The sequence below is a fragment of the Planococcus koreensis genome, assembly GCF_004761975.1.
Lineage (GTDB): Bacteria > Bacillota > Bacilli > Bacillales_A > Planococcaceae > Planococcus > Planococcus koreensis.
The window spans coordinates 1-23,116 of record NZ_RQII01000048.1; the positions used below are offsets into that span (position 1 = coordinate 1).

At 51.6% G+C, this 23,116-nt stretch carries 17 protein-coding genes and 5 pseudogenes; 19 read left to right on the plus strand and 3 right to left on the minus strand.

The window, feature by feature from the left end; genetic code table 11:
- Positions 1-349: pseudogene (locus EGV91_RS11110) on the minus strand (class I tRNA ligase family protein); the annotation flags it as partial.
- Here EGV91_RS11110 and pyrR point away from each other — a divergent pair.
- The 14 genes and pseudogenes from pyrR to EGV91_RS11180 form a co-directional block, all read left to right on the plus strand.
- Positions 344-793: pseudogene (pyrR, locus tag EGV91_RS11115) on the plus strand (bifunctional pyr operon transcriptional regulator/uracil phosphoribosyltransferase PyrR); the annotation flags it as partial. The pseudogenes EGV91_RS11110 and pyrR overlap by 6 nt on opposite strands.
- A gap of 18 nt (positions 794-811) precedes the next feature.
- Positions 812-2,101, plus strand: a complete 1,290-nt coding sequence (locus EGV91_RS11120) for a solute carrier family 23 protein (protein WP_135503735.1) — start codon at positions 812-814, stop codon at positions 2,099-2,101.
- Between the two features lie 126 nt (positions 2,102-2,227).
- Positions 2,228-3,097, plus strand: coding sequence for an aspartate carbamoyltransferase catalytic subunit (locus EGV91_RS11125; protein WP_135503737.1), 870 nt, complete (start codon positions 2,228-2,230; stop codon positions 3,095-3,097).
- A 2-nt stretch (positions 3,098-3,099) separates the two neighbouring features.
- Positions 3,100-4,380: a dihydroorotase gene (locus EGV91_RS11130; RefSeq protein ID WP_135503739.1), complete on the plus strand. Its 1,281-nt coding sequence runs from the start codon at positions 3,100-3,102 to the stop codon at positions 4,378-4,380.
- Positions 4,377-5,471, plus strand: coding sequence for a carbamoyl phosphate synthase small subunit (locus tag EGV91_RS11135; RefSeq protein WP_135503741.1), 1,095 nt, complete (start codon positions 4,377-4,379; stop codon positions 5,469-5,471). Before EGV91_RS11130 ends, EGV91_RS11135 begins: the two co-directional genes overlap by 4 nt.
- Positions 5,464-8,652 (plus strand): carbamoyl-phosphate synthase large subunit, encoded by a 3,189-nt coding sequence (gene carB, locus EGV91_RS11140; protein ID WP_135503743.1) that lies wholly within the window; start codon positions 5,464-5,466, stop codon positions 8,650-8,652. Before EGV91_RS11135 ends, carB begins: the two co-directional genes overlap by 8 nt.
- Positions 8,649-9,416: a dihydroorotate dehydrogenase electron transfer subunit gene (locus EGV91_RS11145; protein WP_135503745.1), complete on the plus strand. Its 768-nt coding sequence runs from the start codon at positions 8,649-8,651 to the stop codon at positions 9,414-9,416. The genes carB and EGV91_RS11145 overlap by 4 nt, the downstream gene beginning before the upstream one ends.
- Entirely contained in the window at positions 9,413-10,327 is a 915-nt protein-coding gene (locus EGV91_RS11150; RefSeq protein WP_135503746.1) for a dihydroorotate dehydrogenase, read from the plus strand. Before EGV91_RS11145 ends, EGV91_RS11150 begins: the two co-directional genes overlap by 4 nt.
- A gap of 41 nt (positions 10,328-10,368) precedes the next feature.
- A pseudogene (pyrF, locus tag EGV91_RS11155) lies at positions 10,369-11,012 on the plus strand (orotidine-5'-phosphate decarboxylase).
- The gene (gene pyrE / locus EGV91_RS11160) at positions 11,009-11,638 is read left to right on the plus strand and encodes an orotate phosphoribosyltransferase (RefSeq protein ID WP_135503748.1); all 630 of its coding nucleotides are present in this window, start codon (positions 11,009-11,011) and stop codon (positions 11,636-11,638) included. The pseudogene pyrF and the gene pyrE overlap by 4 nt, the downstream one beginning before the upstream one ends.
- A 317-nt stretch (positions 11,639-11,955) precedes the next feature.
- Entirely contained in the window at positions 11,956-13,299 is a 1,344-nt protein-coding gene (locus EGV91_RS11165) for a D-serine ammonia-lyase (RefSeq protein WP_221300761.1), read from the plus strand.
- A 19-nt stretch (positions 13,300-13,318) separates the two neighbouring features.
- Entirely contained in the window at positions 13,319-13,585 is a 267-nt protein-coding gene (locus tag EGV91_RS11170) for a hypothetical protein (RefSeq protein ID WP_135503750.1), read from the plus strand.
- A gap of 168 nt (positions 13,586-13,753) precedes the next feature.
- On the plus strand, positions 13,754-14,659 hold the full coding sequence (locus EGV91_RS11175; RefSeq protein ID WP_135503865.1) for an ABC transporter ATP-binding protein: 906 nt from the start codon (positions 13,754-13,756) through the stop codon (positions 14,657-14,659).
- Complete coding sequence (locus EGV91_RS11180) at positions 14,652-15,608, plus strand: ABC transporter permease (RefSeq protein WP_135503752.1); 957 nt, start codon at positions 14,652-14,654, stop codon at positions 15,606-15,608. Before EGV91_RS11175 ends, EGV91_RS11180 begins: the two co-directional genes overlap by 8 nt.
- 62 nt (positions 15,609-15,670) lie before the next feature.
- Here the strand turns inward: EGV91_RS11180 and EGV91_RS11185 are convergent, their stop codons facing one another.
- Positions 15,671-16,348, minus strand: coding sequence for an amino acid ABC transporter permease (locus EGV91_RS11185; RefSeq protein WP_135503754.1), 678 nt, complete (start codon positions 16,346-16,348; stop codon positions 15,671-15,673).
- A gap of 194 nt (positions 16,349-16,542) precedes the next feature.
- Positions 16,543-18,210 (minus strand): Rqc2 family fibronectin-binding protein, encoded by a 1,668-nt coding sequence (locus EGV91_RS11190; protein WP_135503756.1) that lies wholly within the window; start codon positions 18,208-18,210, stop codon positions 16,543-16,545.
- Positions 18,211-18,326: 116 nt separating this feature from the next.
- Between EGV91_RS11190 and EGV91_RS11195 the strand changes: the two genes are divergently transcribed.
- The 5 genes and pseudogenes from EGV91_RS11195 to priA all read left to right on the plus strand — a co-directional run bounded on the left by EGV91_RS11195 (position 18,327) and on the right by priA (position 23,114).
- Positions 18,327-18,602, plus strand: a complete 276-nt coding sequence (locus EGV91_RS11195; protein WP_135503758.1) for an extracellular matrix/biofilm biosynthesis regulator RemA family protein — start codon at positions 18,327-18,329, stop codon at positions 18,600-18,602.
- Position 18,603: 1 nt separating this feature from the next.
- Positions 18,604-19,223, plus strand: a pseudogene (gene gmk, locus EGV91_RS11200) (guanylate kinase).
- The gene (gene rpoZ / locus EGV91_RS11205; protein ID WP_135503760.1) at positions 19,223-19,447 is read left to right on the plus strand and encodes a DNA-directed RNA polymerase subunit omega; all 225 of its coding nucleotides are present in this window, start codon (positions 19,223-19,225) and stop codon (positions 19,445-19,447) included. Before gmk ends, rpoZ begins: the two are co-directional and overlap by 1 nt.
- Positions 19,448-19,521: 74 nt before the next feature.
- On the plus strand, positions 19,522-20,727 hold the full coding sequence (gene coaBC, locus EGV91_RS11210) for a bifunctional phosphopantothenoylcysteine decarboxylase/phosphopantothenate--cysteine ligase CoaBC (protein WP_135503762.1): 1,206 nt from the start codon (positions 19,522-19,524) through the stop codon (positions 20,725-20,727).
- Positions 20,717-23,114: pseudogene (gene priA / locus EGV91_RS11215) on the plus strand (primosomal protein N'). Before coaBC ends, priA begins: the two are co-directional and overlap by 11 nt.
- The last annotated feature ends 2 nt before the right edge of the window (positions 23,115-23,116 follow it).

Below are 23,116 nucleotides of genomic sequence, written 5' to 3' on the forward strand. Positions count from 1 at the left end.
GATGATGTCCATCAATAATTTCATATTGGCGGACTCGCTTTGGTTGGTCAATGAATCATCCACTGTCGGCCAAGCGGCGATTGTAATCGACTCGCCCTGGTGCGGCAGGTTCTGCCAGATTTTCTTCCGTGATGAACGGCATGAACGGATGCAAGAGGCGCATTGTATTGTCGAGTACGTAAGCCAGAACCGAACGCGTCATTTTCTTAGCGTCTTCGTCTTCGCCGTATAATGGCAACTTCGCCATCTCGATGTACCAGTCGCAGAAATCATCCCAGATGAAGTTATAGAGCGCACGGCCCACTTCGCCGAACTCGTAGCGTTCCGCTAAGTTCGTCACTGCATCGACGAGTGTGTGCTCGTCGGCATCAAAACGCGGGGCGCATTCATCGCAAAGCGGCTGGCTGAGCGGATCGAACAGATTGAAGGCAAGCCGATCATGACCGGTGAACTGGACATCACGCTTTACCGGGACGACTTAAGCGTCAAAAACCAGAACAAGGAACCTCTTGTCCAGCAAGTGGATATCTCGCACAACATCTCGAACAAAAAAGTCGTACTGGTGGATGATGTGCTATACACAGGACGCACCGTGCGGGCTGCGATGGACGCGGTCATGGACCTCGGGCGCCCGGCACAGATCCAATTGGCGGTGCTGATCGATAGGGGCCACCGGGAACTCCCAATCCGCGCCGATTTCGTCGGCAAGAACATCCCGACCTCAAGCAACGAACGCATTGTCGTTCAAATGATGGAAAGCGACGGCAGCGACCGCGTAGCAATACACGAATAGGATTGGAGAGAATTGACTGTGACTGAAGCAATATTGGATGTACAAGACAAACCGAAAACGGCCCAATGGATCTCCTTGAGCCTGCAGCATATGTTCGCTATGTTCGGAGCGACAATCCTGGTTCCGAAACTCGTAGGCCTGAGCCCGGCGATCGCACTTTTGACAAGCGGCATCGCAACCATCATCTTCATCCTCATCACCCAGTTTAAAGTGCCGGCTTATCTTGGCTCATCATTCGCGTTTATCGTGCCGATAACAATCGCGACGGAAACCGGGGGCATCGGATCAGCCATGATCGGCGCCATGTTCGTCTCGGTGGTGTACGCTTTGACCGCGCTGCTCATTTGGAAGACCGGCTACCGCTGGCTCATGGACCTGCTGCCGCCGATTGTCGTCGGCCCTGTCATTATCGTCATCGGGTTAGCCTTATCGGGCACTGCGGTTGGAATGGCAATGAACATCCCGACAGCGGATGGCGGCTCCGCATACAGCATGCTGCATTTCTCAGCGGCGCTGGTGACATTGGCCACAGCGATTATCTGCAATCTTTATTTCAAAAACATTATCAGCTTGATGCCGATTCTGATCGGCATCATCGTCGGCTACGCATATTCAGCGGCCATCGGCATCATCGACTATACGGTGATCGGCCAAGCGAGCTGGTTCCAGGTACCAGACTTCCTGTTGCCTGGCATCGATTACAGCTTCACGGTAACACCGACATTGCTGTTCATCATGGTGCCAATTGCCATTGTCACGATTTCAGAACACATCGGACACCAGCTCGTTCTTGGGAAAATCGTCAAACGCAATTACATAAAAGACCCGGGGCTTCACCGCTCGATCCTTGGTGACGGACTTGGAACGCTTGTGTCTTCATTGGTCGGCGGACCGCCGAAAACCACGTACGGCGAAAACATCGGCGTCTTGGCTATCACAAGGGTCTACAGCATCTACGTCATCATTGGCGCTGCCGTGTTCGCCATTCTCTTCTCCTTCTTCGGCAAACTGATGGCGGCAATCGAAACGATTCCAGCCGCAGTGCTTGGCGGGATTTCCATCCTGCTGTTCGGCATCATCGCTTCATCGGGCTTGCGCATGCTGGTCGACAATAAAATCGACTTCGGCGAAAAACGGAATTTGGTCATCTCGTCAGTCATCCTGGTCATCGGGATCGGCGGAGCGAAAATCGAGTTCAGTGAAACGTTCTCGATCGAAGGAATGGCGCTCGCTGCAATCATCGGCGTCTTGCTGAATTTGATCTTGCCGGGGCGCGTCAAACAAGAAATCGATTTTGAATCTGAATAAACACCTTTTAATGAATGTCCAGAGAGGCATGGAAAGGGAAGTGGAAAAGGGCACAGACTGCGCTTTTTTCCTCACGCCTTCCTGCTCCTGGGAAGGCGTTTTTTTTAACCAAAGGAGTGGAATGATGTGCCGAATGTATTGAGCATGGACAATATGGACAACGCAGTAATCATGGCTTTGCTGAAGCGGGCGGATGAATTCGAAAAAGGGGCGCGGAGCGTGCAAGCAGGTACGGCGGTCAATTTGTTTTTTGAGCCGAGCACCCGGACGAAGATGAGCTTTGAGATGGCTGAACACAAGCTGGGCATGACCGTGCTGCCTTTTGAAACAGCAGCTTCCAGCATCCTGAAAGGCGAAACCTTATACGACACGGTGAAGACGCTCGAAGCGATCGGCGTCGACGCGGTCGTCATCCGGCACGAAGAAGAAGCCTATTACGAAGAGCTGGTGGGCTGCAGCGTTGCGGTCATCAACGGCGGGGACGGTTCGGGGCAGCATCCGACGCAGTCATTGCTGGACTTGCTGACGATTCACCAGGAATTCGGCCGCATCGAAGGCATCCACGTTACAATTGTCGGGGATATCGCCCATAGCCGCGTAGCCAAATCGAATGCTTCTGCGCTTGAAAAGCTGGGTGCAAAAGTGTCCTTTATCTGCCCGGAAGAATGGAGCGGAGATTACCAGACCTCTGAAAAACTCGACGATTTCATCAGCGACACAGACGTCGTCATGATGCTGCGCGTCCAGCACGAACGGCATGCCGTTTCAGCTTTGTTTTCAAAAGAAGATTACCATGAGAAATACGGCTTGACCTTGGAACGGGAACGGAAAATGAAAGATTCGGCGATCATCATGCACCCGGCGCCGATCAACCGCGGCGTCGAGATTGCAGACAGCCTGGTGGAATGCGAACGTTCACGGATTTTCAAACAAATGGCCAATGGCGTTTATGTCCGGATGGCCGTGCTTGAATACGCAATGAAAGGGAGAGATTGAGAATGGATTTATTCATCAAAAACGTAAACATGCTGACAGAAGGCGAAATGGCTTTAACGAATATAAGGGTGGCGGACGGCAAAATCGCTGAAATCGGAAGCGGATTGGCTTCGCAAGGGGAAACAGAAATAGACGGCAATGGCCGGATGATCGCACCAGGGTTTGTAGACGTTCATGTGCATTTGCGTGAACCGGGCGGCGAAGGGAAAGAAACAATCGAAACCGGCACACATTCAGCGGCAAAAGGCGGATACACGACGATCTGCGCCATGCCGAATACACGGCCTGTGCCGGACACGAAAGATAACCTTCAGCTCGTCAATAACTTGATCGAGAAAAATGCGCTTATCCGGGTTTTGCCGTACGCTTCGATCACGATCCGCGAAGCAGGGAAAGAACGCACGAACTTGACTGAACTGAAAGAAAACGGCGCGTTCGCGTTTACGGATGACGGCGTCGGAATCCAGCAGGCGGGCATGATGTTTGAGACGATGCAGGATGCAGCAAAAATCGGCATGACGGTTGTCGCGCATTGCGAAGACAATAGCCTGATCTACGACGGCGTTATGCACGACGGCAAACGCAGCAAGGAATTGGGGCTGAAGGGCATTCCGTCGGTTGCGGAATCGGTCCACATCGCACGCGACATCCTTCTTGCTGAAGCGGCCGGCGCACATTACCACGTCTGCCACGTGTCGACGAAGGAATCGGTGCGCATCATCCGCAATGCAAAGCGCGCAGGCGTCCATGTGACGACCGAAGTATGCCCGCACCACTTGCTGCTCAGCGAAGATGACATCCCGGGAGATGACGCCAACTGGAAAATGAATCCGCCGCTGCGGGCCAAGGAAGATGTCGAGGCGCTGCACGAAGGATTGCTTGACGGCACAATCGACTTTATCGTAACGGACCATGCGCCGCATACGCTGGAAGAAAAGTCGAACGGCATGGAAAAAGCGCCGTTTGGCATCGTCGGCTTAGAAACGGCGTTTCCGCTGCTGTACACGCATTACGTCGAAACCGGCAAATGGACGCTCCAGCAGCTGATTGACTGGATGACGAAAAAACCATGTGAAACATTCGGCTTGCCGTACGGAAAAATTGAAGAAGGGCAAAGCGCCGACTTGGTGCTGCTGGATCTTGAGAAAGAACAGCCAATCGACGTAAATGCCTTTTTATCGAAAGGAAAGAATACGCCATTCGGCGGCTGGGCATGCAAAGGCTGGCCGGTCATGACAATATTCGAAGGACAAATCGCTTGGCAGGAGGAAAAAAACCTATGAAACGTTATTTGATCTTAGAAGACGGAACGGTGTTTGAAGGGGAAGCGTTCGGCGGCAAAGAAGCATCGGTCGGGGAAGTGGTGTTCAATACGAGCATGACGGGCTATCAGGAAATTTTGTCGGATCCTTCTTATTGCGGCCAAATCGTCACGATGACTTATCCGTTGATCGGCAATTACGGCATCAACAGTGATGATTTCGAATCGATCGAGCCAGCAGTCAAAGGCATGGTGGTGCGCGAAGTGGCGGATTTCCCGTCAAACTTCCGCTGCAATTCGACTTTAAATGAGTTGTTCGAGCGCAAAGGCATACCGGGAATCGCCGGAATCGACACGCGCAAACTGACGCGCCTGATTCGTTCGAAAGGATCGATCAAGGGTGTGTTAACTGCAGCGGATGAAGAAGTGAACGTCAGTGACGTGGTGGAAAAACTGCAGCAAACCGTTTTGCCGCATGATCAAGTGGCGCAAGTTTCAACGGCTCGCCCTTACCCAAGCCCGGGGCGCGGCAAGCGCGTCGTGCTCATCGATTACGGCATGAAGCACGGCATCCTGCGGGAACTGAACAACCGTGATTGCGACGTCATCGTCGTACCTTACAATACGCCATCGAAGGAAATCATGGCGTGGGGGCCGGACGGCGTCATGCTGTCAAACGGGCCGGGAGATCCGAAAGACGTTCCGGAATGTGTGGAAGTGGTCGGCGAATTGATTGGTCAGGTGCCGATTTTCGGAATCTGCTTGGGCCATCAGCTGTTTGCCCGCGCTTGCGGAGCGGATACGTTTAAATTGAAATTCGGCCACCGCGGAGGCAACCATCCGGTCAAGGACTTGACGACCGGCAAAGTGGAAATCACTTCACAGAACCACGGCTACGCGGTTGATGAAGATACGCTGCAGGGCACGCGCCTGAAAGTGACGCATAGCGCGCTGAACGACGGCACCAATGAAGGGCTGGCGCATTTGGATTACCCGGCATTCACTGTGCAATACCATCCGGAGTCCTCGCCAGGACCGGAAGATTCGAATTACCTGTTTGACCGTTTTATCGAACTGATGAGCGCAAACCGAAAGGAGCAGCAATATGCCTAAAAGACAAGATATCAAAAGCATTCTGGTGATCGGATCGGGGCCGATCGTCATCGGACAAGCAGCAGAATTCGATTACGCAGGTACTCAAGCCTGTTTAGCATTGAAAGAAGAAGGCTACCGGGTCATCCTGATCAACTCCAATCCGGCGACGATCATGACCGATACGGAAATTGCAGACAAAGTGTACATTGAACCGATCACGCTTGAATTTGTCAGCCGCATTTTGCGCAAAGAACGGCCGGACGCTTTGCTGCCGACATTGGGCGGGCAAACAGGCCTGAACATGGCAATCGAGCTGGACGAGTCGGGCATTCTTGAAGAGCTGGAAATCGAAATTCTGGGTACGAAACTGGAAGCAATCCATAAAGCGGAAGACCGCGACTTGTTCCGCACCTTGATGAACGAACTGGGCGAACCGGTTCCGGATTCTGACATCATCCACAACATGGCAGAAGCGAAAACATTTGTTGAGCGAATCGGCTATCCGGTAATTGTACGCCCAGCATTTACGCTGGGCGGCACTGGTGGAGGCATTTGCCACAATGATGAAGATTTACAGGAAATCGTTACTAGCGGCTTGAAATACAGCCCGGTCACGCAATGCCTGCTTGAAAAATCGATTGCCGGCTTTAAGGAAATTGAATATGAAGTGATGCGCGACGCCAACGATACTGCGATCGTCGTGTGCAATATGGAAAACATCGATCCGGTCGGCATCCACACAGGCGACTCGATCGTTGTCGCACCGAGCCAGACCCTGTCGGACCGGGAATACCAGATGCTCCGCAATGTGTCGCTTAAAATCATCCGGGCGCTGAAAATCGAAGGCGGCTGCAACGTGCAGCTCGCGCTCGATCCGGACAGCTTCAATTACTACATCATCGAAGTGAATCCGCGGGTCAGCCGTTCGTCTGCCTTGGCTTCAAAAGCGACAGGCTACCCGATTGCGAAGCTTGCGGCAAAAATCGCCGTCGGGTTGACGCTGGATGAAATGATGAACCCGGTGACGGGCCGCACATATGCCGCTTTCGAACCGGCACTCGACTATGTGGTCGCTAAAATTCCGCGCTGGCCGTTTGATAAATTCGAATCGGCAAAACGCAACCTCGGCACGCAAATGAAAGCGACTGGCGAAGTTATGGCGATGGGCCGCACGTTTGAAGAAGCGATCATGAAAGCTGTTCGCTCGCTGGAAACAGGCCAGTTCCACTTGGCATTGAAGAACGGCGACGGCATGAGCGACGAATGGATCGAGAAGCGCATCCGGCGCGCCGGCGATGAGCGCTTGTTCTTTATCGGTGAAGCATTGCGCCGCGGTGTGACGATTGAAGCAATCCACGATTGGAGCCAAATTGATTTATTCTTCCTGAAGAAGTTCGAGAACCTCGTCCGCTATGAGGAAGTATTGAAAGGCAATCCATTCGATTTTGCGACTGCGAAAAAAGCGAAACGCATGGGCTTTGCAGACAAGACGATCGCGATGCTGTGGGAAACTTCCGCTGAAAGAGTCTATGAATGGCGCAAAGAGCAAGGCTTGATGCCTGTCTACAAAATGGTCGATACGTGCGCCGCTGAATTTGAATCCGAAACGCCTTATTTCTACGGCACCTACGAAGACGAAAACGAATCGGTGAAAACGGACAAGGAAAGCATCATCGTCCTCGGTTCCGGCCCGATCCGCATCGGCCAAGGGGTCGAATTCGATTACGCCACCGTCCATTCGGTCTGGGCGATTAAAGAAGCGGGTTATGAAGCCATCATCATCAACAGCAACCCGGAAACCGTCTCGACCGATTTCTCGATCTCCGATAAATTGTATTTCGAGCCGTTGACGGTCGAAGATGTCATGCACATCATTGAAATCGAACAGCCGAAAGGCGTCGTCGTCCAATTCGGCGGGCAAACCGCTATCAACTTGGCTGAAAAGCTTGAACAGCACGGCGTGCAGATTCTCGGAACGTCTCTTGAAGATCTGGACCGTGCTGAAAACCGCAATAAATTTGAAGCAGCGCTGCACGAAATCGGCATTCCGCAGCCCTTGGGCAAAACCGCGGTATCTGCGCAGGAAGCCGTCATCATTGCCGGCGACATCGGCTACCCGGTACTTGTCCGACCGTCATACGTCCTGGGCGGGCGCGCGATGGAAATCGTCTACAACGAAGCGGATTTGCGCCATTACATGGAGCATGCCGTTGAAGCGAGCCCGGAACATCCGGTCTTGGTCGACCGCTACTTGACGGGGATTGAAATCGAAGTAGATGCTATATCAGACGGTGAAAACGTCTTGATTCCCGGCATCATGGAACACATCGAACGCGCGGGCGTCCATTCCGGCGACTCGATCGCGGTTTATCCGACGCAGAACATTTCGGATGAATTGCTCGACACATTGGTCGATTATACGACGCGCCTGGCGAAAGGCTTGAACATTGTCGGCTTGCTGAACATCCAATATGTCATCTCGAACGGTGAGATCTTCGTCATCGAAGTGAATCCGCGCTCGAGCCGGACGGTGCCGTTCATGAGCAAGATCACCGCCATTCCGATGGCGAACATTGCCATGAAAGCGATACTCGGCCAGTCGATTGTCAGCCAAGGCTATAAGCCGGGGCTCGCACCATTGTCGAAAGGCGTTTACGTCAAAGTGCCGGTATTCTCGTTCGCGAAATTGCGCCGCGTCGACATTACGCTCGGACCGGAAATGAAATCGACCGGGGAAGTCATGGGCAAAGACGCAACGCTCGAAAAAGCGCTGTACAAAGGGCTAGTCGCAGCAGGCATGGAAATCAAAGACCACGGCACCGTATTGATGACAGTTTCCGATAAAGACAAAGAAGAGGCGGTTGGCCTGGCGAAACGCTTCACGGCGATCGGCTACCAGATCATGGCGACAGAAGGAACAGCGAAAACGCTTGAAGAAGCCGGCATCCGCGTCAAGGAAATCGGCAAAATCGGCGAACAAGGCGCGACTTTGGTCGATGCGATCCAAAACGGCCGCGCACAGCTCGTCATCAACACCTTGACGAGAGGCAAGCAGCCGGAACGCGACGGCTTCCGCATTCGCCGCGAATCCGTGGAAAACGGCGTGCCTTGCCTGACGTCGCTTGATACCGCACGCGCGATGCTCGGCGTCATCGAATCGATGACATTCTCAGCTGAAGAAATGGGGGCAGGTGTATGATCAGACAAGAGAAAATGGTCGTCGTCTCGCAGCAGCAGATTGCCCGCAACATTTTCGAACTCATTGTCAAAGGCGATTTGGTGCAGGACATGCAAGAACCCGGGCAATTTGTCCACATCCGGGTAGCGGATTCGTTTGAACCGCTGCTGCGCCGCCCGATTTCCATCGCGGAAATCAACCGGGAAGAATCCCAGTTCACGATGATTTACCGTTCCGAAGGGCGCGGGACCAGCCTGTTGGCAGAAAAAGCGGTCGGCGCCACCATTGATGTGCTCGGACCGCTGGGCCACGGCTTTGATGTCGATGCCGCAAAGGCCAAAGCCTATTTGATCGGAGGCGGCATCGGCGTGCCGCCGCTGTATCAGCTGGCGAAGGAATTGAATGCCAAAGGCGTTGAAACCGTCCATATCCTGGGCTTTGAAAGCAAAGAAGCGGTTTTTTATGAAGAAAAATTCAAGGCCCTTGGCGAGACGCATATTGCGACCGTCGACGGCTCCCACGGCACACAAGGCTTTGTGACGCATATCCTCAACGAATTGCCGAAGGATTTCGACACCTATTACAGCTGCGGGCCGACTGCGATGCTGGAAGCGGTGCAATGGGCGTATCCGGAAAAGCAAGGATTCCTGTCCTATGAACAACGGATGGGCTGCGGCATCGGTGCATGCTTCGCCTGCGTCTGCCGGACAACGAAAAGCGAAACGGATTACATCAAAGTATGTTCGGATGGTCCTGTATTTCCTGCGGGAGTGGTGATTGTATGACGAATTTAACAGTGAATTTGCCAGGGCTGAATCTGAAAAACCCGATTATGCCAGCTTCCGGCTGCTTCGGTTTCGGCAAGGAATACGCACAGCTTTATGATTTATCCCAGCTTGGCGCCATTATGATCAAAGCGACAACCGCTGAAACGCGCCTCGGCAATCCGACGCCACGTGTTGCGGAAACAAGCTCCGGCATGCTGAATGCCATCGGTTTGCAGAATCCCGGCTTGGAGAAAGTCATGGCTTCGGAACTGCCTTGGCTCGAACAATACGACACCTCGATCATTGCCAATGTCGCAGGATCGCAAACGGAAGATTACGTCGAAGTCGCACGGGCGATTTCCAGTGCGCCGAACGTCCATGCACTGGAATTGAATATCTCGTGCCCGAACGTCAAGCAAGGCGGCATCACATTCGGCACGGATCCGAACATTGCGCGTGCCTTGACGCGCGCCGTGAAAGACGTGTCGTCGGTGCCAGTCTATGTCAAATTATCGCCGAACGTCACCGACATCGTGCAGCTTGCCAAAGCGGTCGAAGAAGGTGGAGCGGACGGCATCACAATGATCAACACATTGCTCGGCATGCGCCTGGACGAAAAAACAGGCCGTCCGGTTATTGCGAATATCACCGGCGGTTTATCAGGCCCTGCCATTAAACCGGTTGCATTGCGCATGGTCTACGAAGTGCGCAAACATACAGACCTGCCGATCATCGGCATGGGCGGCATCACGGACGTCACGGACGTCATCGATTTCCTTTCGGCCGGCGCCAATGCGGTCGCAGTCGGCACGGCGAACTTCGTCAATCCGTTCGTGTGCCCGGAAATCATCGCGGCGTTGCCGGAAAAACTGCACGACCTCGGCTATGAATCGGTCGAAGAATTGGTCGGAAGGAGCCACCGCCTGTGAATAAACCCATCATTGCACTCGATTTTTCCAGCAAACAGCAAGTGGAGGAATTTTTAAGCCGTTTTAATGAGCCTTTATTTGTCAAAGTGGGCATGGAATTGTTCTACCAGGAAGGCCCGGACTTGGTGCGCACCATCAAGCGATGGGCCATGACATTTTCCTGGACCTGAAATTGCACGACATTCCGAACACGGTCGAATCGGCCATGCGCGGACTTGCGAAACTGGGCGTCGATTTGACGAACGTCCATGCGGCAGGCGGCGTCGAAATGATGGAAGCCGCAAAGCGCGGGCTTTCAGGTTCTGAGACAAAACTGATTGCCGTCACACAATTGACATCAACAAGCGAAGAACAAATGCACAGCGATCAATTGATTGCTGCGAGCCTCCACGACTCGGTGCTGCATTACGCGAAAAAGGCCAAGCAAGCGGGCCTTGACGGTGTGGTGTGCTCGGTGCTGGAAGCAGCAGCAATCAGCGAAGCGTGCGGCGAAAGCTTCATGCGTGTGACACCCGGCATCCGGCCGGCAGACGCAGCTGCGGATGACCAGAAACGCATTGCAACGCCCCAAGAGGCGAGGCTCAAAGGTTCGACGCATATCGTCGTCGGGCGCGCCATCACGAAATCCGAAAATCCGGCTGCAAGCTATGGCCAAATCAAAAACGAATGGAGCGGATTATTATGAAACAGCATATCGCGCGGCAATTATTGAGCATCGGGGCGGTCGAATTACGTCCGCACGAACCATTTACCTGGGCGTCAGGCGTTAAATCGCCGATTTACTGCGATAACCGCCTGACGATGTCCTATCCTTCGGTGCGCAAAGAAATCGCCAAAGGCTTGGCCGGGCTGATCGAAGAATTTTACCCGGACTGCCAAGTGGTGGCGGGTACAGCTACAGCGGGCATTCCCCACGCAGCATGGGTCAGCGACTTGCTGGAGCTGCCGATGGTTTACGTGCGCTCGAAAGCGAAAGAGCACGGCCAAGGCAATATGGTCGAAGGCAAAGTCGAAAAGGGACAAAAAGTGGTCGTCGTGGAAGATTTGATTTCCAAAGGCGGGTCGGTGCTGCAGGCAGCTGAAGGCTTGAAAGCGGCCGGATTCGACGTGCTCGGCATCGTGGCAATCTTCACGTATGATTTGCCGCAGTCGATCGATGCGATCCGCGAAGCAGGCTTCACCTTCCATACCTTGACGAATTTCCCAGCGCTTGTGGAAGAAGCGATCGACTCCGGAGCAATCCGCGAAGAAGATTTGCCGATGCTGGCGGATTGGCACGAAAACTTGAAAGCAGGTACATTGAAGAGCTGACCCGAGGGTCGGCTTTTTTATTTGCTTCGGGCGTTGGAAAGTATTTTTGGGGCTCAGAGGAAATAGCTGAGCATCGAGGGATAGTAAATGGGTGCTTACAGAAAGTATTTTAAGTATCAGGGAAAGTAAATGAAAATAGTGGAAATAAAATCTTCACTGTTACAGCAGGAAGCCATTCTTTTCATTCGCAGCGGCCATGAAATTCTCTTTTACGCCTAGCTAAAGGATAAAATCCATTGCTAATAGCGGATAATTTGCTGAAATCCTGCTCTGCTTCTTGTATGATGAAAGCAATATGGAAAAGAAAGGGGATTATTATGGCATTCAACGTGAATGAAATCGAAGGCTGGAAAAAAAGATACCCATTATTAAAGGACATTTTAGAGCTTAAGGAAGTTACGTGGCTGAATCCAAATGCACGGGACATGGCGCAAGTGGAAGGGTTGGCCGTGAACCGGCAAGACATGGAAAACGCAGAAGCATTGTGGCAGCGATTTGCGCCATTTATTGCGGAAGCCTTTCCAGAGACTGCGGCACAGGGGGGGATCATCGAGTCGCCATTGAAGCGCGTTGATGGGATGAAAGCACAATTGAATTCACAGTATGGAGCGGAAATCGAAGGCGTACTTTACGTGAAATGTGATAATGATTTGCCGATCGCGGGCTCAGTAAAAGCACGGGGCGGCATTTACGAAGTGCTGCAGCATGCGGAACAGATGGCTTTGGCTGAGGGCATGATCGACGCTTCGAAGGATTACAGCCAATTCGCCAGTGAACGGTTTCGGCAATTCTTCAGCGGCTATTCGCTTGGTGTGGGTTCGACAGGAAACCTCGGCTTGAGCATCGGAATAGCCGGAGCGAAGCTCGGATTCCAGACGACCGTCTACATGTCGGACGATGCGAAACAATGGAAGAAAGATTTATTGCGGGCGAAAGGCGCAACGGTGCGGGAATGCAGCGGTGATTTCAGCAAAGCGATTTCGGAAGGGCGGGAAGCGACGAAGCAGGACCCAACCGCCTATTTTGTCGATGATGAAAAATCCCGGCATTTATTCCTCGGCTATAGCACAGCTGCGGTCCGGCTGAAAACGCAATTGCAGGAACAAGGCATAATTGTCGACAGGGAGCATCCGCTCTTTGTTTATTTGCCATGCGGCGTCGGCGGAGCTCCTGGCGGCATCGCGTTCGGCTTGAAGCAGGTTTACGGCGATGCAGTCCATTGCTTCTTCGCGGAACCGACCCATTCGCCGGCCGTGCTGATCGGCTTGTTGACGGGAGAAAAGGAAAAGGTCTGCGTCCAGGATTTCGGCATCGAGAACCGGACAGAAGCCGATGGCCTTGCGGTCGGACGGCCATCAAGTTTTGCCTCAAGCATCAGCGAACAATTGGTCAGCGGCGCATACACATTGGAAGATGGCGAGCTGTTCAAATTGCTGAAGCTTTTGTCCGACAGCGAAAACATGTTCATCGAACCGTCCGCAGCGGCCGGATTCCCGGGGCCGCAGAAAATTCTGTCCACGGGCTACGCAGCAGCAAGAGGCTTGAATATGGCAAATGCCGTACATGTCGTGTGGGCAACCGGCGGTTCTCTGGTGCCGCAGGAAGAGCGCGAACATTTTTACCAAAAAGGAACTGATGGGCTGCAGCGAACGTCCCGTTAAACAGAAAGGGGATGAGGAGATGGATGGAACATGGTATTTGCCGGTCCTCGCCATGCTCATGTTAGGTGCATATCTTCTATTCAGCAGCCTCGATAAGCGCATCAAGGCACTTGAAAAACGCGTCAGTGAACTTGCCGTTGGTACACGGCCGGAAACAGAACTTGCGGTCAATGAAGAGCTGCGCAAATTACTGCATCATGGAAAAACGATTGAGGCAGTAAGGAAGGCACGTGAAGAATTCGGCATGTCATTGCTTGATGCCAAACGCTATGTCGATAAATTATAAAATGTCGAAGGGCTGGGAGCTGAAAAGCGGACCAGCCTTTTTTCAATGAAATGAATTCAGGAAATTAGAAATTGATTTCCATTTTTGGGAACTTTCTTACCTGCCATCCGTATAGTTCTATGGAAACAAAAAAGTGTGGGAGGTTTTAATTTGGCTGAAAAAGCAGCGATGACGTTAATCGGGTTAAAGAAAACCATCGGCAGCAAACCGATCATCAAAGGCCTGACGTTCGAAATCAAAAGGGGAGAAGTTTTTGGTTTCCTGGGCCCGAACGGAGCGGGGAAAACGACAACGATCCGGATGATGGTCGGCTTGATGGACATCACAGAAGGCGATGTGCTGATCGAAGGCAAAAGCATCAAAGATAATTTTAAGGAAGCCGTCCGCCATGTCGGGGCTATCGTGGAAAACCCTGAAATGTACCCATTCCTGAGCGGCTGGAAAAATTTGCAGCAATATGCGCGAATGACGGAAGGCGTTTCTCAAGAACGGATCAAGGAAGTGGTTGAATTGGTCGGCTTGGGAAATGCCATCCATGAAAAAGCAGGCCGCTATTCGCTGGGCATGCGGCAGCGGCTCGGCATCGCGCAGGCGCTTCTTCATAAACCATCCATACTGATTCTAGACGAGCCGACAAACGGCCTCGACCCATCGGGCATTCGGGAAATCCGCAAATACATACGCAATTTGGCTGAAAAAGAAAATGTTGCGGTCATCGTTTCGAGCCATTTATTGTCGGAAATCGAATTGATGTGCGACCGGATCGGCATCATTAAAAAAGGCGAATTGATCGCCATCGAAGATGTCAAAACGGTGGAAGACCATAGCGCATTGAAAGACGTACATATTGAAGTGCATCCGCTTGAGATGGCCAAGGACTATCTGCAAAGCGAAATGGATCAAACCATTGCCATCAATAAAAAAGAGCTGATTGTCTCAGCAAAGCGGGAGGACATCCCGCAAATTCTGAAAAACCTCGTCAATCGGGGAATGGATGTCTACGGGGTGCGGATTCTGCAATCGACGCTGGAAGATAAATTCTTTGATTTGATTGGAGAGAATGCAATTGAATAATTTCCTAAAGCTGGTATGGAATGAACAGATAAAATTGTATGCTAAAAAATCGACGTGGATTATGATTGCGCTTATTGCAGCAATTGTCATTGGCGCAGGCCTGTTGGCGAAATTTATGGATTCCGGGATTCAGACGGAAGAATACGGTGCAGACTGGCAATCGGAACTGCAGCAAGAAAATGCAGCGCTAGCGAAAGAAATGGAAGAAGACGAATTTGCGCAGTTTTCGAATCCGTTTACCATCCAGAAAAACGAGTATTATCTGGAAAATGATATCAAGCCATTGCCGTATGACGGCTGGGAATATGTATTGGAAAACGCTGCGCTCACTTCATTGTTGAGCTTGTTCACCATCATAATTGCAGCGGGAATCGTGTCGAATGAATTCAAATGGGGCACGATCAAGCTGTTGCTGATCCGCCCGATTTCACGCAGCAAGATTTTATTGTCCAAATATGTATCGGTGTTGTTGTTTGCTTTGATGTTATTGGTTTCGATGCTCGCCGCTTCCTGGCTTGTAGGAGCGCTGCTGTTCGGGCTGAACGGTGCGTCGCCGATGATTGTCCAGGAAACAGCTGCAGGCTTTGAGCAGACCTCGGTTCTCAAGGAGATATTGCTAGGCTACGGATTCGGCATGGTGACATTGGTGATGATGGCGACGTTCGCCTTTATGATCTCGACGATCTTCCGAAGCAGCGGCATGGCAATCGGCCTGGCGATATTCCTGATGTTTGCCGGCAATACACTTGTCATGTTCGTGTCGCAATACAGCTGGTCGAAATATATCCTGTTTGCAAATACGAACCTCCAGCAATATTTCAACGGCAACGAGCCGATAATCGAAGGCATGTCACTGGCGTTTTCACTTACGGTGCTGGCCATCTATTTCGCCATTTTCCTGGCAGCCGCTTGGACCGCATTCACGAAAAGGGACATTGCAGGAAATTAAAAATGAAAAAGCCGAGCTTCCGGAAATGGAAGCTCGGCTTTTTTCGTTTCTTTACGGGTAGCTTAGAGGTATCCTTCAAAGCGTTTCTCCAAGTAATTCTGCAGCACCGTCATGATTGAACAGATGGCCCAGTAAATGAGCGCTACCAGGATGAGCAGCGTCAGCAAATCGTATTCGCGGGCTCCGACGATGCGGGCCTTCTGGAAGACTTCCGGCACGGTGATCATCGCAGCAAGCGAAGACGCTTTGATCAAGTCGAGGTAGACGTTCGACAGCGGTGGAATCGCAATGCGCACCGATTGGGGCAAAATGATGCGGCGCATCGACTGCCAATATGTCAGTCCTAATGCGCGGGACGATTCCCATTGCCCTTTATCGACCGAAGCGAGCGACGAACGGAACACTTCCGCAATATAGGCGGCAGAATTGATGGAAAAGCCGATTAACGCCGCTTGCACAGCGGTGAACTGGATGCCGATGACTGGCAATGCGAAATACAGCAGGAACAGGATAACCAAAATCGGCACGCCGCGCATGAACGAGATATACAAGCGAGCTGGCCATTCCAGCAAACGGTAAGGCGCGGTCCTGGCGAGTGACAGGAAAAATCCGAGCACCAGCCCGATTGCCATGCTGACGATTGAAATCAATAATGTGTAGCCGATTCCGCCCAAGACGTAGGGCAGCGAGTCTATAGCCAGTTGAGGGTCAAAAAGGAGCCCCCATTCAATATCGTTCAAAGATAAAACCTCCAATGCAAATGCTTGAAATAGAAAAGTCCTTTAAAAACATAGCATTTTCAGACGGACAGGGCAATGGCTCCTAGAATAAATTACGATATAATTATTATGTAAACAAAAGCTTTCTGGTTGTACTTCCTTTTCTGCAAGCATAGAAAAAAGCGGAAAGGCCCGAAAGCCTTCCCGCCCGCTGTTTATTTTTTCAATTTGATGACCAAGTCTTCGTCAGGGGTGACAAATACCGTTTTCTGTTCGAAATAAATGACAAAGCCCGGTTTCGCACCGCTCGGCTTTTTCACTTGGCGGACTTCTGTGTAATCGACCGGCACGGAACTCGATTCGCGTGCTTTGCTGAAATAAGCGGCGACGGTGGCGGCTTCGAGAATCGTCGTTTCATCCGGATCGTTCGAATGGATGACGACATGCGAGCCAGGTATGTCTTTCGTATGCAGCCACGTATCGGATTTCGATGCCACTTTGAATGTCACATAATCGTTTTGCTTGTTGTTTTTGCCTACTGAGAAAGGTACGCCTGTGCTCGACACGTATGCTTCGACAGACGGCTTGACGGGTTTTTTCTTTTTCTTCGATTTCTGCGCTTTCATGAAGCCTTGCTCCGCCAGTTCTTCCCGGATTTCTTCGATGTCGGAAATGCCGGCTTGCTGGACTTGCTGCATGAGCGTTTCGAAATAATTGATGTCGTCTTCGGTCTTCTCAATCTGTTCTTGTGTTTTCACAAGGGCTGTTTTCGCTTTTTGGTAGCGGGAATAGTATTTCTGGGAATTCTCGATCGGCGTTTTCCGCGGATCCAATGCTATTACCACAGTCTCGCCGTTGTAATAGTTTTCGGCATCGATTTCTTTCAAGCCCTTGGTCATGCGGTGCAGGTTTGCCATGATCAACTCGCCGTTCAATTGCAGCAGATCGCGTTTTTCAGCTTGGTCCTGCTCTTTCTTCAGCTTTTTCAATTTCCCTTTAAGTTTGGTGATTTCATTTTGCAGCCAGCGTTCAAGGTCGCCGGCTTGCTGTTTGACGCGATCGCGTTCCGCTTTGGCGTAATACATGCGGTCCAATAATTCGCCCAATGTCGGGAATTCGAGCGTGCTGCCTGCTGCGAGATGCGTCAAAGGTGCGGCAGAGAAAAAGCTTTTGCCTTCTTGTTCGACGTAATAGCCGCTCGGCTGCTCTTTCCGGAATTCATGGAGGAACTGCTCGGCCGCTTCGGTTTTGCTTTCGGTGTGGCTGAGGCGGTAGACGAGCTCGCGGGCATTGAGCGGCGAGAAGCCGGCATAAGTGCTGACAATTTCGGATTCGCTGAGCTCGGCGAGTTCGGCGGCAGAGCTGAATGGATTTTTTTTATCCTGGGACGGCGGGAAGACATAAGGCTGTCCCGGCAGCACTGTGCGGAACGAGTTGACGCTCGGCGGCAAATGCTTGAGGCTGTCGAGAATCATCATCCGTTCGGCGTCTACTAAGATGACGTTCGAATGGCGGCCCATCAATTCAACATGCAATTCGCGTTCGATGTCATCGCCGATTTCGTTTTTGCTCTTTATTTTCAAAATGATGAGGCGGTCCATCTCGTGCTGGCTAACGCTCGAGATGACGCCTCCTTCGATGTGCTTGCGCAGCAGCATGCAGAACATCGGCGGTTCGGACGGATTGGTGTTCGCCATATTGGTGAGGTGCATGCGAGCGTATGACGGGTGGATCGAAATCAATAATTTATGGTTTTTCCCTTGCGCGCGTATGTGCAAAAGCAGTTCAAGCTGATTGGGCTGATGAACTTTTGAAATTCTGCCTGACACGAGGCCTTGGAGCTCGCGCGTCATCGCTGTTGTAAATAATCCATCAAATGCCATTAAAAATCCCTCTTTCAAATCGTTTTGTTCCATCTTATCATTTTCACGGTGTATTATGATATAATAAGACAGTTAGATAGAAAACGAAGAACAATGACCAGTTATGGGTGGCGGTGATGTCTGTGAAAAAAGCGGTGAAGTTTGTTTCTCTCGGCAGTGGCAATGCCGTGTCGGTGAATCGGATCGTTTCGATCGTTACACCAGATTCTGCACCGTCCAAACGGCTGGTTCAGGAAGCGCGCAGCAAAGGCTTGCTCGTTGACGCGACAGGCGGCAAGAAGACCAGATCGATTTTGGTGATGGACAGCGACCACGTTGTCATATCCGCAATGTCAGCTGAGACATTGATTGCGCGTGCTGAAGAAAATGACGACGAAACGAATGAGGGATAAAATGAGAAAACATCGCGGACTGCTGATTGTATTATCAGGGCCTTCGGGTGTCGGCAAAGGCACCGTCAGAAAAGAGCTGTTCTCACAGCCGGATACGAATTATGAATACTCCATTTCAATGACGACCCGCTCGCCGCGGGAAGGGGAAGTGGATGAAGTCGATTACTTCTTCAAGACCCGCAGCGAATTCGAAGAACTGATCGAGCAAGGCAAATTGCTCGAATACGCAGAGTTCGTCGGGAATTATTACGGCACACCGCTTGATTATGTCAATATGATGCGGGATGCGGCCGGGATGTATTCCTGGAAATCGAAGTGCAAGGTGCGGCCCAAGTCCGTTCGAAAGTGCCGGATGGCTTGTTCATTTTCCTGGCACCGCCGAGTTTGTCCGAGCTTGAAGAGCGGCTGGTCGGACGCGGCACAGAAACGGATGAAGTGATCGCTTCGCGTTTAAGTGCAGCACGCCAGGAACTGGAAATGATGAATTTATATGACTACGTTGTCGTGAACGACGAAGTCGAAAACGCTTGCGACCGCATCAATGCGATCATCATCGCGGAACATTGCAAGCGTGAACGTGTTGAGCAACGCTATCTTGATATGCTAAAGGAGAATGTCTGATGTTATACCCATCCGTTGATAAGTTAAAAAGCAAGATCGATTCGAAATACTCGTTGGTGGCGCTCGCTTCCAAGCGTGCTCGCCAATTGCATGAACATGGCGACGAAAAACTCGATTCTTACGTGTCCGCTAAATCCGTAGGCAAAGCGCTTGAAGAAGTGGCTGCAGGCGTATTGAAGATCGAACAGCAAGACGAATTCGCAATCTACGAAGATGAAATTTAACCATTAATCGCAACCGACGACTCCCAGAGCAAATTTGTTCTTTGGGAGTTTGTTGTTTAGAAAGGGTGTTTGTGTTGTTGGTGAATCGTAAAATCCTATTATGTGTAAGCGGAGGCATTGCTGTCTACAAAGCGGTGGCTTTGGTCAGCAAACTGTCTCAGGCAGGAGCCGCGGTCAAAGTGATCATGACGGAATCGGCGCGGCAATTCGTCCAGCCGTTATCGTTCCAGGTGATGTCCCGCAATGATGTCTATTTTGATACATTCGATGAAAAGGATTCCTCGGTGATTGCGCATATCGATTTGGCTGATTGGGCTGATTTGATCATTGTGGCGCCTGCAACGGCAAATGTCATCGGCAAACTGGCCAACGGCATCGGCGACGATATGGTCACCACAACCTTGCTTGCAGCGACAGCCCCGATTTGGGTGGCGCCTGCGATGAATGTCCATATGTACGACCATCCCGCAGTCAAGCGGAATATCCAGCAGCTGCACGAAGACGGTGTCCAATTCATCGAGCCCTCAGAGGGTTTTTTGGCTTGCGGCTATGTCGGCAAAGGGCGGCTTGAAGAACCGGAGAAAATTGTGGAACTTGTTTCCGATCATTTCACCCGTCCCAAAGCACTGGCAGGCAAAAAAGTCGTTGTGACAGCGGGGCCCACGCGTGAGCGCATCGATCCTGTGCGCTTTCTGACGAATTTCTCAAGCGGCAAAATGGGCTATGCAATGGCCCGCGCGGCTGCTGAAATGGGTGCGGAGACGATTTTAATCAGCGGGCCGGTTTCGCTGCAGGTGCCAAAAGGGGTCAAACGGATTTCGGTGGAAAGTGCAGAAGACATGCTGAACGCGGTGAAAACGGAATACCCGGATGCTGACATCGTCATTAAGACGGCGGCAGTGGCTGATTACCGGCCCATTCATGCGCATTCACAGAAGATGAAAAAACAAGCTGGCGGTTCGACGATTGAACTCGAACGCACGGTAGACATCCTCCAGACGCTCGGACAGGAAAAAACACACCAGATATTGATCGGTTTTGCAGCCGAAACGAACGATGTGGCACATTACGCGAAAGACAAGCTGGCACGGAAAAATGCGGATTACATCATCGCGAACGATGTCAGCGAAGCGGGTTCCGGCTTTGAGTCGGATAGCAATCGCGTGACGGTTTACGGCCGCAACGGCTTCGAACGTATTTTCGATATGCTGCCGAAAGAACAATTGGCGCAGCAGCTGCTTGGACTGATCGTGGAAAGGGAAGATTTGCATGATAGCTGAAGTGATTGTCGATGTCGCAGCGCATCCTATCGACCGGCCGTTCGATTACGCCGTTCCGGAGGAGCTGCAAGTGCTGGTTGAACCGGGCATGCGCGTGAAAGTGCCGTTTGGTCCGCGCAAAGTGCTCGGCTTTATCACTGCATTAAAAGATACATCCGATTTCGATGTGTCCCGCCTGAAACCGATCCATGAATTGATGGATGTCGTACCAGTTTTGAATGAAGAATTATTGGCTATGGCGAAATGGATGAAAAAACAGACTGTGTGTTTTGAAATAGATGCTTTGCAAGTGATGATCCCTTCAGCATTGCGCGCGAAATACGAAAAACGTTTTGTCTTGAACGCACCGCTAGAGGAGCTCCCGGAACCGCTGCAGCCTTATTTTGATAAACGGCCATCCGTCCGTTCGCAGGACGCTGTGGAGGTCTATGGTTTATTGAAGAAAGAACTGGAGCGCGGCACGGTTGTCGCTGATACCGACATCTCGCAGCAGACGGCTGTCAAAAAAGCGCGGATGATCCATATTACGGATTCGTTGGAAAAGCTGGAGTCGATCGAAATCCGCTCCAATGCCAAACAGCAGGTCAAATTGATGGCTTTTTTCAAAAACCATCTCGGCAAGGCGATCGAATCCTCGGTCCTGCAAAAAGAAGCGGGCACGACTTTGCCGACCATTTACAGTTTGGCGGAAAAAGGGGCAGCGGAAATCCACAACGAAGAGCTCTACCGCGATCCGAAATTATTGAGTGACATCGAGAAAAAGCCGAACCTGCAATTGACCGAAGCGCAGCAAGCCGCATACGACGCAATCGATGCGGCATTGAATACACCGAAAACCTTCCTGCTGCACGGCATCACCGGCAGCGGCAAGACGGAAATCTACCTGCAGACAATTGAAGAAACGCTGAAAGCCGGCAAAGAGGCGATCATGCTCGTGCCGGAAATTTCGTTGACGCCCCAAATGACGCTGCGTTTCAAGGAACGTTTCGGCGATTTGGTGGCAGTGCTGCACAGCGGCTTGTCAGCTGGTGAAAAATACGACGAATGGCGGAAAATCCAGCGCGCTGAAGTGAAAGTGGTCGTTGGTGCGCGTTCAGCGATTTTCGCCCCTTTCCGCAATTTGGGCCTCATCATTCTGGATGAAGAACACGAATCGAGTTATAAGCAAGATGACTCCCCTCGCTATCATGCAAGGGATATGGCTATTTGGCGCAGTGAATACCATAATTGTCCGGTCATCCTAGGCAGCGCGACGCCGTCGCTTGAATCTTATGCACGCGCGCAAAAAGGCGTTTACGAATTGCTGGTGCTTGAAAAACGGGCGAAAAACCAGCCGCTGCCGACTGTCCACATTGTCGATATGCGCGAAGAACTGCGCAACGGCAACCGTTCGATGTTTTCGGTGCCGCTTGCAGAAGCGATCCGCGAACGCCTTGACCGCAAAGAACAGACGGTGTTGTTCCTCAACAAAAGAGGCTATTCCTCGTTCGTGCTGTGCCGCGACTGCGGAACGGTCATGCAATGCCCGAACTGCGACATTTCATTGACCTATCACCGTTCAAGTGAATTGATGAAATGCCATTATTGCGGCTACGATGAACCGGTGCCGCATACATGCCCGGAATGTGAAAGCGAACACATCCGTTTCTTCGGAACCGGAACGCAGAAAGTGGAAGAAGAACTGGCGAAGTTGGTGCCGGAAGCCCGCGTGCTGCGGATGGACGTCGACACGACGCGCAATAAAGGCGCACACGAAAAAATCCTTGCGGCATTCGGGGAAGGCAAAGCGGATATCTTGCTCGGCACCCAAATGATTGCCAAAGGCCTCGATTTTCCGAACATTACACTGGTAGGAGTGCTATCTGCGGACACGACGCTGCATTTGCCTGATTTCCGGGCGGCTGAAAAAACCTACCAGCTGTTGACGCAAGTGAGCGGGCGTGCAGGACGCGATAAATTGCCGGGAACGGTTTTCGTCCAGTCCTATACGCCGGACCATTACGCAATTACGCTGGCGAAAGACCAATTGTACGAGCCATTTTTCGAACAGGAAATGGCGATGCGGCGTGCCAGCGGCTACCCGCCGTATTATTACGTCGTCAATGTGCAGTTCACGCACGAGGATTTGATGACGGTCGCGGGCTATGCGGACCAAAGCGTCCGCTTCCTGCAAAGCCAATTGTCCCAAAGCACGCTGATTATCGGGCCATCCGCCTCGCTGATCGCCCGTGTGAACAATAGATATCGCTATCAATGTTTGATAAAATACAAAAAAAGAACCGAAGCTCGCCGACGTTATGCAGCAGCTGATCAAAATTTATCGCTCGGAATGGATAAAAAAAGGCGCAACATTGTCGATTGATATGAATCCGACTTCGGTGATGTAAAA